We start from the raw sequence: 18574 nt of genomic DNA, 5'->3' as shown, positions 1-18574 counted from the left end.
CTAAATTACTAAAAAGGAGTAGAGAAGGATGGAAATACCAACAAATTTGAAACATAAACCAGTGATCGTTGTTGAAGATTATGATAAAGTTGATGGCAGAAATGCCTTGCATACAGATGCAAAAGGACTGTCTTTAGGATTAGCTCAGTGGAATGATCGAGGCAAAGTCGATATCTCAGGAAAAGTGTGGCGTCATACAGGTGAAAAGTGGTCACGTCAATCGGAAGAATTACCGATCACTCGTATCCTTGACTTAGCGATCTTAGTGGCGCAAGGAAGTGTTTACTTCCAAGATGCTTACCGCCATGAAAAATTTTACGATCCTGAAAATCCTGTCGTTGATATCATCGGTTTGCAAGGAAACCGGATGACGGTGGAAGTGGACACGAAAAACCCTAAAATCGATGAAGATATCATGTTATACTACGATGCTTTACAAAAAGATGGGGAATTACTCGGCGAACGTTTTCGTATCTTGAAACGTCTATTAGATGATCTAGGGTATTAATGTTATAAGGAAGTGTTTAATCATGGAAAACTTTTCACTCACCGATCAACGAACGTTTACACCGATCGAAAAACAAATGATCTGGAAAAAACCGACAAGTCATCAGACAAGTGCTGAAGAGCTGCGTATTGCAACTGAAATCAAAGCAAACTGGTTAGATCCGGAAATGAAAATCAGCAATGTGCTATTGGAAGGAGATGCAGGTTCTGGGAAAACGCAATTAGCCAAAGCTTTGTCTTTTGATCTGCAGTTACCTTATACGAAAGTAACATGCTTTGCTGATATGGATAAATCAGATGTCTTTGGTGCGTTACTACCTGTCATTGATTCAGACCAAGAAGAGGATCAGGAGTTATTGACCGCTATTTATCAAACGGATACATTAGCTGCGGTATTGACGTTGATCGAACAATATTACTCCGTCGATCAACAAACAGCCAAACAGAAATTAGCCGATCTCGTGCAACGAATCGAAAACAACCAAGAAAGTACAATCCACTACAAATACTATCCGTCAGAAATCGTTCGTGCGATCGAAAAGGGTTATCTTTTAGAAATCCAAGAACCAACGGTGATACGTGATGCTTCGGTTCTTGTTGCCTTGAACTCTGCCTTAGAAACTAACGGTTTGTTGAACTTACCTACTGGTGTGATCAAACGCCACCCTGATTGTATCATCATCATTACAACCAATCGCAACTACCAAGGAAACCGACCGTTGAATGAATCGCTTCGAGATCGTATGCAACATGCTGAAAAAATGGATCTGCCAGAGCTTTCTGTTATGGTGGAAAGAGCAATCAGTAAGACACAAGTCCAAGAGCCAACACTTTTATTGAAAATGGCAGAGGTGATCCGTCTGTTGGATGAAACTGCCAAAGCAAATGCCATCAAAGGTGTGGCAGGGATGCGTTCTTATTTTTATTGGGTCAATACGCTGAAACAAAATCAAGACATTTTCGTATCGCTCTATCCCAAAGTCTTATATAAACTGACGACTGATCCAGATGAATTACACATTTTGACGACTGCCTTAACTGATAGTGGGCTTTTAGATGAACTAAGAGAGTTACTTCGTCAAAAAAAATGGGGAGACTTATCAGAGGAATCCTTGCGTATCAAAGGAAGAACGATTGGTGCAGAAGAAGCGGCAGAACGCCAAATTGAGAAGTTGGCAGAAGAAACCACACTGCTTGGTGAACAACCCTCTGAGAAAGAAGAAGTGCTGCCAGAGGAGCCGATAAATGAAGCGACTGCGAATGAAGAAACGCCAACTAACACGTTGCCTTTATCGGAAGAGCGGAGCCAGGAAGTCGAAGGACGGAGTCAACAACAAAACCAAGCAGATAACGAATCCCAAGAGATGTCAGCTTCAGATATGGAAGCCTTCGACAAGCAATTCAAGCGTGAACTCAATAAAGAAGCCCGTCAGCTGATGAAAGGTACGATTCATGAAAAAGAAGGAATGATCGTTCATCGCCCTAAGTTTGCTGTCATAAATCCTGAAGTAGCGACTATCCGACAAGAAATTGATCCGATCGTGGATTCATTGAGTCGGCAAATCCTTGATCTTTTGGAAAATGAACAAAGCGAAACTTATCAAAAAGGAAAGTACGAAGGCCAACGTTTTAATGCTAGTCGAGTAGCTTATGGTGATTTACGGCAATTTGATAAAAAAAATCCCCCTCATGAGCAACCTTCCTTAGCAGTTGCTTTACGAATTGACGAATCTGGTTCAATGGTTCGCGAAGATCGCATTCTAGCAGCTAAAAAAGCAGCATTTGCTATTGCGGAGTTTGCCAAAAAAGTACGCATACCTCTGTTGATCTACGGGGATACAGCAGATGTTTCGACAAGAGAAAAAACATCTGTCTTTTCGTACAAAGAGTTCTCGGATTCATTTGATTGGTTGGAACAAAAGTTAGTGACTATGAAGCCAAGACAAAACAATCGTGATGGCGCAGTGTTACGTCTGATCGCTGGAAAGCTGGCAGAACAACCTGCGACAACCAAGCTGATCGTCAACATCAGTGATGGCCAACCAAAAGCGTTACCTGATTATACAGGCGCTAAAGCAAAAAAAGATATCCAAGAAGTGTTGACCGAATATGAACGCCAAGGTATCGTCTTTATTTCTGCGGCAATTGGACAAGATAAGGAAGAAATCAAAGAAATCTATGGCGCAAGTCGCTTCGTCGATATTACCGATTTATCGACATTTCCCAAACAATTGATCCAATTGATTTCTCGTTATTTATAAATAAATATTAAGCGAATATCAAAGATGATGCGTCACTCATGGTCTTTGATGTTCGCTTTTTCGAGTTCTTTCATTTATGATAAGCACTACTCCAACTGATGTAAGCATAAAAAAGTTAACGGTAACAAATATGTAACCGCTTGAAATTGAGCTATAATAAAAAAAAAAGGGGGATAAGCATGAAGCAGTCAGAAAAGTGGTGGAAAGAAGCAGTTGGGTATCAAATCTACCCAGCGAGCTTTAAAGATAGCAACAACGACGGTATCGGTGATATCAACGGCATTCGCGAAAAACTTAGCTATTTGAAAGAGTTAGGGATCGACTTTATTTGGATCAATCCTATTTATCAGTCACCATTTGTCGATAACGGCTATGATATCAGCGATTATCAAGCAATCCTTGAGAAATTTGGTACAATGGATGAGTTTGATGCTTTATTAGCTGAAGCCCATCAGATGGGGATAAAGATCATCATGGATTTAGTCATCAATCATAGTTCCGATCAACATGAATGGTTTATTGAATCACGTCAGTCGGTCGATAACCCTTACCGCGATTACTACATTTGGGTCGATGGCACACCTGATCAAGCCCCAAATGAATGGCAGTCGATCTTTGGTGGTTCAGCCTGGCAATACGATGAACAAACTGGTCAATACTATTTACACATTTTTGCAAAAGAACAACCTGACTTGAATTGGGAAAGTGACAAGTTAAAAGCTGAACTCTTCACGATGATCCGCTGGTGGTTAGATAAAGGGATCGATGGATTCCGCTTAGATGCAATTTCTCATGTAAAAAAAGATGAATACTCTGTCAAGGCAACTGAGAACCCATTTTCTCCTTTTCAAAATGTCTCCGGTATTGAAGATCATTTGACAGAATTAAAAAATGTCTTTGATGAATACGATATTATGACGGTAGGAGAGGCGAGTGGGGTATCTGCAAACGAAGGACCTGAGTGGGTAGGCGAAAATGGCTATTTTGATATGATTTTTGAGTTTGACCATATTTCGATCTGGAAACATGAAAAAGATGGAGATCTAGATGTATTGAGTTTGAAACAATCATTGAGCGCTTGGCAACGAGCACTGGATGGCAAAGGTTGGAACGCTCTTTATATGGAAAACCATGATGTACCAAGATGTGTGTCTGTCTTTGGAGATACGTCTCCTGCATATTGGCAAGTTTCTGCAAAGGCAATCGCCATGATGTATTTCTTTTTACAAGGCACACCGTTTATTTATCAAGGACAAGAAATCGGTATGACGAATCTACCATTTTCCTCTATTGATGAGATCGATGCAGTAGATTCGAAACGATTGTATCAACAATTGCTTGATGAAGGACGTTCTGAAGAAGAAGCATTGGATATCGTAGCCAATACGACAAGAGATAATAGTCGTACGCCGATGCAATGGAATGATCATTTGTACGCTGGTTTTTCTGAGGTTACCCCTTGGTTGCTCGTCAATCCGAATTATCAAATGATCAATGTCGCTGATCAAATCAATGACCCAAATTCCATTTTATCTTTTTACAAGAAAATGATTGCCGTACGTCGAGAACATAAAGGGTTGATCTATGGTAGTTTCAATGAATATCTACCTGAAAATGAACAGCTCTTTGTGTACGAACGAGTCCTAGATGAAGAACGTTATCTGATCATCGTCAACTTGACTGATGAAGCAGCGACTTATACCTTACCAACGGAAATCGAAACAAATTGGGAAGTATTATTGGAAAATCAACCCGGTCAAGTATTTCAATCAGGTGGTACATTCGCCCCTTATGAAGCGCGTCTTTATCGAAAAATTTAGCTGACATGAAAAAACTACGAACAATAAGAAAGGGAACACTCTCTTATTCGTTCGTAGTTTTTTCTTATTCGTATTGCGCGCGAGGTCCGCCAATGTATTTAGGGCGAGACCGTAAAGCAGTGACATGCGCATGACCTAATGTGTTAGAGCGAGGACGTACAGGCACTTGAACATGCTTGATGTGCATTCCGATCGCAGTATCGCCGATGTCGATTCCTGCTTGAGCAACGACATGTTCCACTTCGACAGGATCGCTGAATTGTTCAAATGCTGCAACTGAGCAGGCACCTCCTGCATGGAGTGCCGGAATGACAGAGACGATCTCAAATTGTTTCTTTTCCGCTACTGGACGTTCGACGACTAATGCTCGATTAAGGTGTTCGCAGCCTTGGACTGCTAACGAAACGTCAAGAGGGTCTAATTGTTCTTTCAATGTTTCGATGACCCATTGTCCGATTTCTGCATTTGAGTTTTTACCAATACGTCCACCAACAATTTCACTGGTACTGCATCCTACAACGAATAGATCGCCTGCTTTAAGATGGGCTTCATTGAGAACGTCCGAAACCATTTCAGATAATTGCTGTTTGAAACTGTCTTTTGATACTTCCATTTTCCATTCATCCTTTTTACTTATTTTTTACCGTTGATTGTTGCAGAGGTAAACGCATCAATGCCTTTGTAAGTGGGATCGCCACCACGATACCGACAATGTTTTGGACCAAATTACTTGGTAGCGATGCGACACCGACTGGCCAGTCATAAAGCAACCAACTGGCAAAGAAGTAGCCTGTAACCATGATGATCGTTCCAAGGGATAAACCAAAGCCCCAACGCACAGAACCTTTACCCGCAAAATAGCCAGCAACCAGTCCTTGTAAGCCGTGGATCAATAAAGAGAAGATCGCCCATTGGGGATAGCCGGATAATAAATCAATAAACAAGCCACTTCCTGCACCAACAATCAATCCACCCATCGGACCAAAAAGGGCAGCTGCCGTATAAATCCCAACTTCACATAAGGTGACAAATCCGTTGGTTCCAGGTATTGGGATCAAGATGACTAAAGAGATCCCCACAGTTAAAGCTGTCAGCATGGCATAAATCGCGATTTTTTTAGTATTCATTCGTTATTTCCACTCCTTTTCCTTTTGACCAAACACTTCCTGTTTGATCCTTCATCATGACACCATTCAAGATACAGTCATAAACAAAAGCCTTACTCCGAGCAACAGCATCCGTCAAAGGATAATCTAAGACCAGATTTGCAGCAATCGCGGAAGCAAATGTACATCCTGCACCGTTGACAGTCTGTTCGTCTAACTTTTCCCGCCTAAATGAGATTGTCTCATTTCCGTTGAATAAAACATCCAATGCTTCGTTACCGATAATCCCAGTCCCACCTTTGATCACTACGTTCTTAGCACCCAGTGAATGGATATATTTTGCACAATCAGTCATTTGGAGAAATGTTTGAACGTGTTGGCCATAAAGCAGGGAGGCTTCTTTCAAATTCGGGGTCAATACATCCGCAAAAGGAAATAACTCCTGTATCATTTTTTGCATATAAGCTTGATTCAAGGTATTTGTTGTTTCCTTAAAGGCAAACACAGGATCGATCACAATGGGAACATCCTCAAAATATGTAAGGAAATCCTTCACAACGTCAATGGCATCCAATGAATGTAATAAGCCAATTTTTATCCCATCTAAATCTGTCATACGTCGAATCGAATCTAGCTGCTTGGCTAGCCATTCAGGCGGGATCGTCTCTAATATAAACGAACCATCTGAGTCAAGCATTCCGATACAAGTCAATGCACTCATCCCAAAAATATGATGGTTTTCAAATGTCTTTAAATCGGACTGTATGCCGCCACCAGCAAACGGATCAGATCCTCCAATCGTTACTATTTTTTTCACTTTCATCCCTCCACAAAAAGAGTATACCTTGTTCGAATAAAAAGAAAAACAGCCAATTGGCAGATTATCAAGTCAGCCACTTTATGCAAAAAAGAGAAAAGAAATCTATATACAAAAAAAACAAGCACTTTCCTAACTACAGGAAAAGTACTTGTCTGGACTATTGGAGCAGATAATTATTGATTTGATTCTTTAAATTCTTTTTCAATTTGTAACCGTTGGACTTTCATCGTTGCTGTTCTTGGAATATCTTCGTAAGCACGAATGATCGGTGTGTTCAAACGTGGCAATTCATGGACTTGGTTCCACCAACGATCCCAATCCATCTCTTGATTCGGCGCTAAAGCAATGATTGGTTGTGGTGAATTATCTTTATCACGAACGATGACGACTTCAGCTAAAAATTCCAATGAATCCAACAAATAATCTTCGATCGCTAATGTACTATTGATCGTATCGATCAAGTCAACTTGACGATCTTTCAAATGTAGATGGCCATTTTCATCGATACAACCATAATCGCCGCTATCCCACCAAACACCATACACATTTTCTTGGAAACGAGCATCTTCTTTATAATAAGTCAATGCACGACCTTTTGATAACAAGTGGATGTGACCATCTGTGTTCGCCGGTAGTTCATTGCCTTCTTCATCAGTGATCCTTGCTTTGGTCAAATCACCTAAACCGACACCCATATCACGGGCGTCACTTGTTTTTAAGCTCTCCAACGTATGAGCTTTCAAAATCATCGGTCCACATTCACTTTGTCCGTAGACTTGCAAAAAGATTGCTTCTTTTGTTGCTGACGTTTGAAGGAATACTTCCATTGTCTGATTGTTGATGGCATCAAATGTAGAGTGGTAGTAGCGAATACCTGAAAAAGCTTCTGGATGTTCTCTTGCAGTGAAACTCCACTGAACAAAGTTATTTGGATGTGTCTCTAAAGCAATTGGCGGATTCTCTAATAACAGTTTTACCACATGTTCCCCTTGAGGATCTGCGATTGGCATCATCGGAAAGCCCATCGCCATAAGAGAAGAGATGCCGATGTTGAATCGTGAATGGACTGGCGAAATATGAAAAGCGACTAATTTCTTCTCGGCGATCTTAGTAAAGACCGTTTTTTGCCACTTTGTCCGCCAGCCCATTGAATGTGCAGAGTGGCAAATCAATTTAGGAATGCCGGTCGTGCCCGAAGTGTGAGTCATATAAGAGATTTCATCATTATCTAATTTCTTTTGTTCCACAGGAGTTGCGGGTTGTTTGAGCAAATCAGCGACAGCCAATTGTTTGCTCTTAGTGCCGTTAGTGATGCCTGCAACGCGTTCACTTGTCACTTCGTCGAATAAGATAAAAGGGTCTTCTAAACGATCAACAAATACTTCTAAAGTACTTGTTGGTAAATGGTAGGAAGGCATGACAGGAACTGCACCTAGATAAGAGACAGCAACGGCCATCAAGTAGGTATCAAAAGCAGAGCTTTTGTAGATCATGACCTTGTCACCAAGTGTCACACCTAAACTAGCCAGTTGATAGGCACGTGTTACTACTAATTCATGACATTCGCTGTAAGTGCTTTTAAAACCAAGCTCCGGAAAAGCCACTAAAGTCTGATCAAAAATCATTGGGACATCAGGTGTGCGTTCAGCAGCTTCTTGAAAATTCGTATAAAGATTAAGTGGGGTATAGTCGATTGTTTCCATCTTTCACGCTCCATAAATAAATTTGTTAATAAATGTACAAAGTCTTAAAATATGATAGCATATCCACAATCTAAATAACAGAAAAACCTGAATGTAAAGTTATCTTTTGAATTGAGACGGAAGATTGGATGAGAAATGCGCAACATCCACATGATGTGACGTAAAGGTTTTTTTTGAGAAAATGCTTGCCACTCACTTTTTCAATTTTTTATTTTTTAGTAGGAGATACTCATATAAATGAATTTTCATACTCATGAATATACCATAACCTTCTATACCTTTCATATTTACCCACTAAGATAATTAAATGGTAATTTTGAAAACACATAACAATTTTCTATTCTACATAAATAAAAAAAGCTTTTAATAAAGGATTTATTAATCATTTTTTTATTTTTTTCAAAAAAATAGTACTTAGAATCGGTTATTTTTTTAATAAGATAAACTAAAATAATAGATATACCATTTGAATTAATCAGCTGTATTGAAAAGGAGCAAAAAAAATGCCAATCGAAGAACATCGTAAAGCAGTCGGTACATTTGAGAACAAGCGCAATAAAAAGTCTGATCAAAATGCTAGGCAAGAAGCAGTCAATTTCATCTCTAGCACTGCAAATAACCAACTAACGGAACGAATTAGATGGTCTCCATTACTTTTCTTTCAACTATTAGTCATTACTGATTCTTTAGCTGTGAGAGGGGAACCCCCAAGGGCACTTCGCACAAGTAGACCAGCTTTTGAAGCCGATACCACCGTTGAGATCGGCCCATTAGAAACAAATGCGAATAAAACGACGATCCATTCCCTTTCTTTTCGTTCGAGTGTAAATACGACCCTCGTTCAACCAGCTCAACCGATCAATGCTTCTGAATACCTTTCTGATCCTGTAAAAAACGCGACCTTACAAGAACCTGTTTCTTTAGCTGAATTTACACACCATTGGACACTACATATACATAAAACCATTCATAATCTGGAAAAAATCGATAAGTGTAATACTACCGTCACGCCCATGTCCGTACTCGAGTATGGGTTGTGGGAGAAGAAAAATCATACCCTCTATCATTTTAATACGATCTGTGAAGAGGCAAAATCAAAATCCCTTCAATTAAGAGAACAAGCCAAAGACGAGCAACAAGAAATCCACCATTTTTCTTTTAAAAATAAAGATTCCAAGAATAAAGTAGATCTAGGTAAAATCCAACGTGAGGCAAAAAATATTGCTCGTATGGTCCTATCCTCTTACTATGACCATGAAGGGGAACCATCAAGTAGTCAGAGCGAAAACAATCATACTCGACCGTTCCTGCCAAACTCTTTTTGGGACAACTTAACGGATACCTTCACTTCTTTTTTTCACGAATACCAGAATACTAGTCACACGACTGGTTCAGGTGAACCACCAGTGGAAAGCGTATTATCAAAATTTTTTACAGTGTTAACTCGGACATTCTCAGCGGAACAGCTGGCAACTGAACATGCGCACAAAGAAAGTAGTAGAAGTGCTGGGGTAGCTTATTTCCCTCAAGCACCCAAGAGTGAACAACCTCAGGGATCTAAGAGCCAGCAAGCTCAGACGCCCAAGAAAGAACGTCCTCAGACATCCAAGAGCCACCAAACTCAGACAACTATGAACGACCAAGCAACCGAGACACCTATTTTGGAAGAAGAAGAAGAATATCTCGCAGCGCCATTACTAGAATTAGCCAAAAAATTCAACGAACGGCTCGATCAATTCTTTGAAAAGATCAACTTTCAGATACTCCCTGGAGCGGAAGCACTACCGACACCCCCAAAAAATCTGAATGCTCCTATCTTACCTTATGCCTCTAGTACGAGTGTTTTTATGAAGTATATGGAAGAAGAACCTTCTGTTGAACTACTAGCAACAGTCAATGAGGTACTAAAACGTTACGTGAATATTGAACCTTCACCATCAATAACTGTTAAACAATTGACTCCATTTTGGTTTCATCTAGTGCTCTTTCAGAAGAGAGATAAAGTGGATGAAGTAATGGACACCCTCAGAAAATCGCTTTGCGAGTTGTCTGATGACGTTTGTTTCTCGAATAGTGTGTCCACAAAAGAATTATTTCATGGGCTTCAGAAATGGGGGACTTCAAAGGACCCAAGTGATTACGAACAAGTCTTAGAAAGAAGACAAAAGATAGCCAAACTCATTTTAGAAGCTTATGACGTAAAAGTAGGTACGATTACTGATATCGAAGCAGTCAAAATCTTTCTACAAGCACGTAATAATCATGCCTTTAAGTACTATACATTTCACGAACCTAAACCATTGGATCCAGCCAAAGAACAAACAACTAATTCACCCTCCTTACCTGATGTCAGCCCTTATGATGCTAGTCAAACGCCACTGAACTCAGCCGTAGAAATATCAGCACTAACTCGAGCCTTCTTAGACCAAACAATGGATGCCTATATGAAAGATCAGCCTTTACCTATTCCACCGAAAGAACCAATAAATGCAATGTGGTTTGACTTAGATGTCTATCAGCAGCGTATCAAAACAGAAATCGCTACAAATAGAATGAAAGAGAATGTTTGTGAATATCTGGGATTATGTTTGATCGATGATCTGTCCATCAAAGATTTTTTCCTTGCGTTACAAAAATGGGGAAGTAGGGGGATGTCAAGTACTAGCATACTGGAGAAGAGGCTTCAAATCGCTCACCTCATCCTTCAAAGTTACGATTTGAAGGATGAGGTGATTTCCGACGAACGTGCGGTTGCGATTTTCATCCAATGGCTTCATAACGATGCTCTAAAAAATGTTCCATTTACCGAACAGCATCTAATAGACATACACCCTATAAAATCAGTTCATTCAGAGCGTAAGAAACTTTTACCTTATGACATCAGCGCGGAAGTATCGTTAAAATCAACGAAAGAGCTTTCAGAAGAAGAACAATCAGTCGTCAATAAAATAGTCATGGCTCATTTAAAAAATCAGCCTTTACTTGACAATCCCTCTGTGGCTTTACCTCCGATATGGTTTGATTCAGAGTTATTTGAAAAAAGGGAAGAAACTGAAAAAGTCAACAGACTCATTATTAAAGAACTTAGTAGCCAGTATGCTGAATTAAACCAACTATCGGAACTAGCACCAAATGATTTTTCGCTAGTTTTGCAGAGTTTTGCTAGTAAAGGACGATCAGATGCAGTGATTATTGCCCGAAGACTTCAAATTGCCAAAACGATTCTTGATAAGTATGGGTTACCTGCCCATAACTTATCGGAAGAACGCGCAATCGCTATCTTTATGCAATGGCGCTATAACAATGCTTTTAGGGACTACAATTTCAAAGAAGAAAGCGAGAAACACCTCGTCCAAAAACGTACAGGGTTCAGAACCAATAATCCCTACCCAGGAACTTCATTATATGAAAGTGCTAAAAGTTTACAAGCGCCATTATTTTCATATGAGGAACTGCACATAGATGTAGAACACAAATTAAGATTATGGACTATCTCCTATCTTGACACGAGATACTTGTACAGTACATTGATACCACATGTCATACTAATGCCATTCTGGTATCATTCGATCATTTTTAAAGAGCGAGACTATACTGAAACAATCAATGGGGCAGTGAAAGATTATCTAGCTCATGAAGAGGGGAATTTTCGTCAATTAAACAACTCAGTCATACGCTATACCTTCATTGAGCTGGCCTCACTGGAAAGTGAAGAAAGTCCTGCTCAGTCATTGATTCGAAGGAGAAAAATCGCCCATGTCATACTTGATACTATTAGACGTCCAGCAACAAAATTGACGGATGCAGAAGTAAATGCGATTTTCTTACAATGGCGAACGAACAACGTGTTTATTGCTGCCAACTTTAAAAATATAAAAACGATTCCTTTACTTGAATCCCCACCAGTTGATGAGATAGCAACGACGGATCAGACGGTGAGTCCTTCTCTTTCGTCTCAAGAGAAGGATTTGATACAAATCAAGAGAATCGTGCAAGAAGTCAGCAATAATAAGCAACCGTCGGAGGCAGATAGAAAGAGTATCCCGAATTGCTATTTTGTTTTTTCACTTTATCAAAATATCTATAGAACGCATGTAGTCAACGAAAAAATCAGGGAATACTTACGCCAACAAAATATTGTTGGTGACCTCGATACGTCTGAGAAATTGATTAACGAAGTTGACAAGTGGTTAGGGGGAGAATGGGAAGTTGAAAATAGTGTCGATGCGGGAAAGATGCAATTTTTCACGTACATGCTCTTGGAAGAATATCGTGTGGAGTTTATGAGGTTTGGCGAGGTCCTATCAACAAGAAAAATACAGGCAATTTATATGCAATGGAAAATGAATACATTACTTGAAGGTGGGACATACAAAGACACGGATGAACAAACGATTTATTACAAATTATCTCCTCCAGAATCTCCATATGTTATCAGTAACTTTCAACATAAACAGGACAGCGATCAAATCTATAGGGCCTTTAGTAGGGGGTATCAATCCGAACTTTCTACTGAAAAACCAATCATTCCATATGTCTATTATAAAAATATTTTTGATAAACTGGAAGAAACGTATTCCGTCAATTCAGGTGTAAGAAACTATCTTCTTTCACAAAAAGTCCCGACAATACCTCAAGAAACCGAAGATTTGACAAAAGCATTGGAAAACTGGATACTTTCCGAACCAAACTATTATCACATGGTTGAACGTGTAAAAAAAGCGGCAAAAATCATTCTGCAAGAATACAAAGTTAATGAAGAGGATTTAACCCTTAACAAGGCGTATGCGGTAATCCTTCAGTGGATTAACAATAATGCGCAGTTTGGTTTTACCTTTGATATGCAGGAAATATGTTTTGCCTATGGAACAGATGAAGCTAGCAAAAATCAAGAAATACTTGAAAAAGCTAAAACATTTATTTCTGAAAATAACATCGAACAAAGTTCGGAAACAACCGGTCAAGCAGAAATTGATACATTCGGAAGATCTGCGATACAAGTGGAAGCAACATTTAAAAAAATAGCTGATTTTTTAACTTCTGAGGGATATCCTTGTAATACTGACGATACAGATAACTTAGTAAGAGTGGCATCTTATTGGACACTTAAAGAAGGAACGGCAGAAGAAATACTTGATTTCGGTAAAATCAAAAAATTAGTCGTCATGATTTTAGGCGCAAGACAAGCGCAAAGACTTTCAAACAATGAGTTGCAACAAGCATTCGTCAAATGGGCCGTAGATACCTTAGAAATGGCTGCTCCACCAACAATAACTTCTGTACCAGTAACCACTCCCGTGGCTGCTCCCATCGATCAATCCTTTGGAAGTAGAGAAGACCGTGAATGGCGTGATCTAAGCATCAGAAAGCAAATCGAAAATTTCTTTCAAGACAAAAAGTTACTTCCTGATAAAGCAACAAAAGAGGATTTATTGATTGCTTTTGCCAAATGGTTTTCACAAGATGGAGCAGGAATCACACTAATGCCTGATAAATCCCAAGCGATTGCAAAAGTCATTCTAAGAGCCATGAACCGATATGGTGGTGAAACGAGCGAAGTAATCAGTAACAAAAATGCAGAATTAACGGTAACAAAATGGATTTTTGAAAACATATTAGGCTGTTCTATCGAAGCCTATGTCACTAAGAATATCCTTGCTTCGTCAAATCCATCCGTCTTTACTATCGGTCAGCTAAGGAAATTGTTTGAGATCGACGAGATGCTTAAAACGGGCACTATCTCATTTGGTCAGCTACGAACGGCTAATGCAACAGAAGAATCTTTGATACTTTTAAAAAAAATGTGGATTCTTTTGGTTCAAAAAACACTACCGAATTATTTTCTTGAGACGAGTCAGTTAGCAGACGAATTACTGATTTCTGAATTTGGCTCATTGGTTCAGCTGGTGGGATCGAAATTACTTGATAATGAAGGCTACATCAGCCAGTTCAGTCAAACTGAGATTCGTAAATTAGGTGCTGCGTTCTGTGAGATGATTAGTGTAAAAGGCGTTTCAACTTTGGACGAATTGAATCATGTCTTAATACCAGCGTTGATTGCTACAGCGCAATTCGATCCAGAAGGATTACGAGAAGCAGGTAAGACCGGAGATTATAAAGGCTATGCGCTAAAAGTCTTTCTAGGATATTGGCAAAAACGGCATGAACTGAGTTTGCAACTTCAAGAAGAAGTCCAAAAGGAGTTTTTGTCTTTTCAAGCAGCAATGATCAACTGGCGACGAAAACAAGTGATCACAGAAGAGGTCGTCCAGGAATGCGTACGACTTGGTGCACAGTCGACCTTTGGCATGGGGGAAACCTACCTAGGCGGAGGTAGCCCATGCCCAAATTTATACACTCCTGTAAATATTGAAGTTGCTTATACAAGCTTGACAAAACAGGTTTCAGAAACTTATTTCAGATTTGATCAAAAGATTATTGAATTTTCATTTCATACGATGAATCCAGTAGAATACGATTTTATATTTTCTCCTACTACTCAAATTTACGGCGCAACTGCTCAATTAAAAAATAAAGTCCACTATTACGCTCCTTCTGGTCCTGGAGTGATGCCTCCCGTCTTTTTTGCTCGACGTGAAACATGGTTAGACACCACTCTTTCTCTCGAGCAAACCGATTTATTTGTGGCGATAAATGGGACAGAAGAACGGTTATATGCGTTGAAAAAGCTACCAGGTGAAGGTGGCTACATTATCTATCGTGTGGATAAAAACCCATTACTCTACCTTAACTTTGGTTTGTTCAACAACAAAAAAGTTTGGGGTCAGGGCTATCAAACAGAAGGGGATAAGATTCGCATTGGAGATAAACTTTTTACCTTTAGTGTTGAGATCGATAAAGAGAAGAAGCTCAGTCAAGGAATCGATAATCAACCTTTAATCGATTATTTTGCTCATCTACACAAGGATATACTATACAAGCTTTTATATGATTTTGGAAACGATAAAACCATCAAGGAGAAAGTATGGAATATCGTTAAACACTTTATTCCGTTTTATGATTGTGTCGTCGGCATTATTGATCAAAATGTAGGTGAAGCAGTCACGTCTTGTACCATTGATGCTATTTTCTTGATCCCTTTCCTTGGTCAAGTGACCTCTGTGACTTCAAAATTTGCTTTAGGGACAGCAAAAGTAATGGCAACGGCTGGTATGAAAGCAGCCATAAAAAATGCCCCTCATTTTCTTCCTAGCATAACTGATGTAAAGTTCTTATTGAAAAGCAGTGCTCGTTACGTAGATCCGGGATTTGAGTTATTGATGGGCGGCGGAAAAATTGCTATCAAGCGATTGATCAATTTGCAATATACACATTTAATTACAGAAGAAATGAAATTGTTACTAAAAAAACTAGAAAAATATCAAGGTGCAACGACGGCTAAATCCATGGAAAAAGACATGGTTCTAGCTAAATTGACCCAAGATGGTCCGTACATCTTTGTTAGACGTAAAAAAGATCACTTGTATCTGCAAGTGACAAATATAGAAACGGGTGATGTCTTTGGTCGCTACTATACATTGAATGGTGATCAATTGAAAGTATTTGAAGGACCTATTCCTTCAACCCCTGAGCAAATTGAATTGGTTAAACGGTTAACAAGTTCAGTAGTTGTTTATAAATCGTTTGGCGAGGAAAAAAATTTAAATCCAAAAGGGTATGGTGAGGGTACCATCTTAACGAGTACAAAAGTAGATCAACCAATTGAGTATTATATCAAGATCAATGGACAGACCGTTCCAGTCCGAGTGACGACGATTGATGGTCAAGGTACTCGCTATGACGTGTGTGAAGGAAATAAGATATTTCCTGTAATGTATAATGGGATCGAATGGGGGTTTGAGCCACCCTCATCCCGAACGGTGACAAAAGAACTCATCGAATCGCTGGAAAAACAGCTGGATCAGTCTGAAACATTGAAAGACCCAACTACCCTTTCACCACCCGATGAAAATGGATTGATGTGGAATACTCATAAGAACGCCTACATCAAGATCAAAGATCAGTATGTCCCAATTCAATTACTTGATGCAGAAAAAAGTCGCTATTCCATAGTAAAGAAAAATGCGAATGCTCCAATGACAGTTTTACGTTTTGAACCTGAGATGAATCAATTTCGCTTTGAAACACCAGAAGAAAAAAAAATGATCGACCTAGAAAACGCGATGCTAACGGCTGGAAAGAGGAAGAGATACCAAGAAAAAGTCACTCCTAGCACGTCAAAAGATGCTTCTTCAAGTTCACAAGCTGAAGGACCACCCAAAGGAGTGCTTCAGCATATTGAATATAACACTCTTCCGCCAAAAGCGGGAATGGAAAAAGAATGGAATGCACTACGAGATACTGTCCCATATGCAGACAATATCGCTAGAACGATCGATCCTAGCATCAAACTTGAACCTTTGACTGCTTTTATCCCAGAACTACCCAACCGAGTCTTAGCAAACCAAGAAGAGCGCCTAGTAAATGAACTCACTGGCGGAATCAACTTCCTTTTACCAAAAAACCCTGCGCTTCTTTATCGCGTATTTACAGGACTTGATCCAACTACAGTTCCAGATTTTCTCCAACCGTTTATCAATAAATTTAATGAAGAAGTAGAAAAATCTTCAGCAGTTTTTCAAACATTTATAGAAAAAGTGGACGAGTGGTTGAGTCATGAAAATATTGCGGATACAGCGGCTGCCAAACTCTTAATTCCATTCTTTGAATTGCAGGATGTCGCAAACAGAGAAGCAATCATGAGAGCAACGCTCAATAGACTCAAATCAGTGTGTGAAAAAGGGAACCAATTTCTTCAACAATCGTCTGCTTTTGGCTTTAATAATATTTTGACAGTATCGACCAATTTAGTTTACCAAAAAGAAACAAAAAAGTACCTGTCTCGGTATAGCTCCCCGCCAAAAGCAAATGCCTTTGTTTTACGCTACGATCCAGAGGCTCGAATTATCATCTTGGCAGATTCTTTTCATGTGAATCCAGCTCTAGCGGAAGGCAAGCAAACAGATTCTATGGTAAAGCAAACCCTTATCCATGAAATAACACACCTTGTATCTCTCACAGACGATTGGATAGCCTTTGATTTACCAGACATAGGTGAGGATATGCTTAGTCTTAAACAAGTACTAGATGAATATAAGGAGGATGCGGCTAATCTAATAGTATCAACTCCATTTAACGACTTCGTAAATCAAATTTCCAAACAATTCAACTTACCAGGTATATCAGCCGACAGCGTTAGAGAGGCACTAAAAACAGATCCTTTCCTACGAGCAAATATCAAAATGACTGATGCAGAAACAGTGACAATCCTAATTATAAGTCTTGCTGAGGGATTACCGTTCGAAAAAGCCAAACTAAACAAAAGAGACTTAGCGAATAGTAAACTAGGATCTGGTTATCTTATGCTTGCTATTGCCTTATCAAATATCTTGAATTATACCGCACATAAGAAAGAAATCCAGCTGGAACAAACCCAGACGATTGAAAATAATAAGACTACAACTTCTGCTCCAGTTAGTGAGGAACATCCTAGAGAAAAAAGAGGGATCAACACCATAATCACTTATGGGAAAACAGCTAGCACTATTGCCAATACACAGGGAGCGATCAAAAAACAAAAAATGGAAAAAAATTTCTACAATCCATTCAGATTATACAAAAAGAATAAAAAGGAGCAATATCCTTTTGATCCGTCCAAGTCTAGTAAGAATAAAGCAATGAAGCGCAGCGATTTGAATCTATCTCAACGATGAAGTTCCAATAAATGGTGTTCATCCGGCAAAAATCATGATTTTCTCAGAGGATGTTCAGTAAACCTAGTTGTAAAAAAATGATGGAATAGAGAACAGATGTATCTTATTGAATGTCAAAACCAAAAAATTTCAAGACTCTGGAATCCCCCCATGGTCGCTAACGTGCCTACCTCATAGGATGAGTATAATAAGAAAGAGGACCTAAGATTTATTAGTGGCGATAAAAAATCAACCTAGCAAGTTGATCGAACCAGATAACACAAGCAACTTGCTAGGTGATTAATTTGTTTATTTGTTTGTTCCAGTGTAGGAGAAATCACGCCTCTTTGCACGAACAGCATCAAATGGGTGGGAACGAATATAACGATTGCTGCAGAGACAATTCACTGCCCTCTTTATCTCCTAAGTATCATTTCGTTTAGTAGTGGAAGGTTTTCCGATACAATTTTGGTGAAATATTGTTGTGTTCGTGATTCACTCAAGAATCTGGCGAATCGTGTTGGGGGAGATTTGTTCATCGTGAGAAGAGAGCAAAAAGGATTTTACAAGTCCGCCTTTTTTATATTGGTTAGAATAATTTGTTA

8 protein-coding genes are annotated in these 18574 nt (G+C 39.3%); 4 read left to right on the top strand and 4 right to left on the bottom strand.

Going from position 1 to position 18574, the window contains the following annotated elements; translation table 11 throughout:
- The first annotated feature begins 28 nt into the window (after positions 1-28).
- From IGI79_RS06955 to IGI79_RS06945, 3 genes are all read left to right on the top strand, one after another.
- On the top strand, positions 29-508 hold the full coding sequence (locus IGI79_RS06955) for a DUF6530 family protein (RefSeq protein WP_010735448.1): 480 nt from the start codon (positions 29-31) through the stop codon (positions 506-508).
- Positions 509-530: 22 nt separating this feature from the next.
- Positions 531-2768, top strand: coding sequence for an AAA family ATPase (locus IGI79_RS06950; protein WP_335883324.1), 2238 nt, complete (start codon positions 531-533; stop codon positions 2766-2768).
- Positions 2769-2947: 179 nt separating this feature from the next.
- Positions 2948-4588, top strand: coding sequence for a glycoside hydrolase family 13 protein (locus IGI79_RS06945; protein WP_335883325.1), 1641 nt, complete (start codon positions 2948-2950; stop codon positions 4586-4588).
- Positions 4589-4652: 64 nt separating this feature from the next.
- Here the strand turns inward: IGI79_RS06945 and IGI79_RS06940 are convergent, their stop codons facing one another.
- The 4 genes from IGI79_RS06940 to IGI79_RS06925 form a co-directional block, all read right to left on the bottom strand.
- Complete coding sequence (locus IGI79_RS06940; protein WP_195273500.1) at positions 4653-5201, bottom strand: TIGR01440 family protein; 549 nt, start codon at positions 5199-5201, stop codon at positions 4653-4655.
- 16 nt (positions 5202-5217) lie between these two features.
- Positions 5218-5715: an ECF transporter S component gene (locus IGI79_RS06935; protein ID WP_195273498.1), complete on the bottom strand. Its 498-nt coding sequence runs from the start codon at positions 5713-5715 to the stop codon at positions 5218-5220.
- Positions 5705-6511, bottom strand: a complete 807-nt coding sequence (locus IGI79_RS06930) for a bifunctional hydroxymethylpyrimidine kinase/phosphomethylpyrimidine kinase (RefSeq protein WP_195273496.1) — start codon at positions 6509-6511, stop codon at positions 5705-5707. The genes IGI79_RS06935 and IGI79_RS06930 overlap by 11 nt, the downstream gene beginning before the upstream one ends.
- 176 nt (positions 6512-6687) lie before the next feature.
- Positions 6688-8217 (bottom strand): AMP-binding protein, encoded by a 1530-nt coding sequence (locus tag IGI79_RS06925; RefSeq protein WP_195273494.1) that lies wholly within the window; start codon positions 8215-8217, stop codon positions 6688-6690.
- A 503-nt stretch (positions 8218-8720) separates the two neighbouring features.
- Between IGI79_RS06925 and IGI79_RS06920 the strand changes: the two genes are divergently transcribed.
- A complete protein-coding gene (locus IGI79_RS06920) occupies positions 8721-17990 on the top strand; it encodes a QWxxN domain (protein ID WP_438845779.1) in 9270 nt (3089 codons plus the stop codon).
- The last annotated feature ends 584 nt before the right edge of the window (positions 17991-18574 follow it).

Origin of the sequence: Enterococcus sp. AZ084 (assembly GCF_051714905.1) — a bacterium.
GTDB classification, from domain to species: Bacteria; Bacillota; Bacilli; order Lactobacillales; family Enterococcaceae; genus Enterococcus_B; species Enterococcus_B pernyi.
The sequence above is the reverse complement of the archived record's forward strand: the minus strand, read 5'-3'. Positions and strand labels throughout refer to the sequence as shown.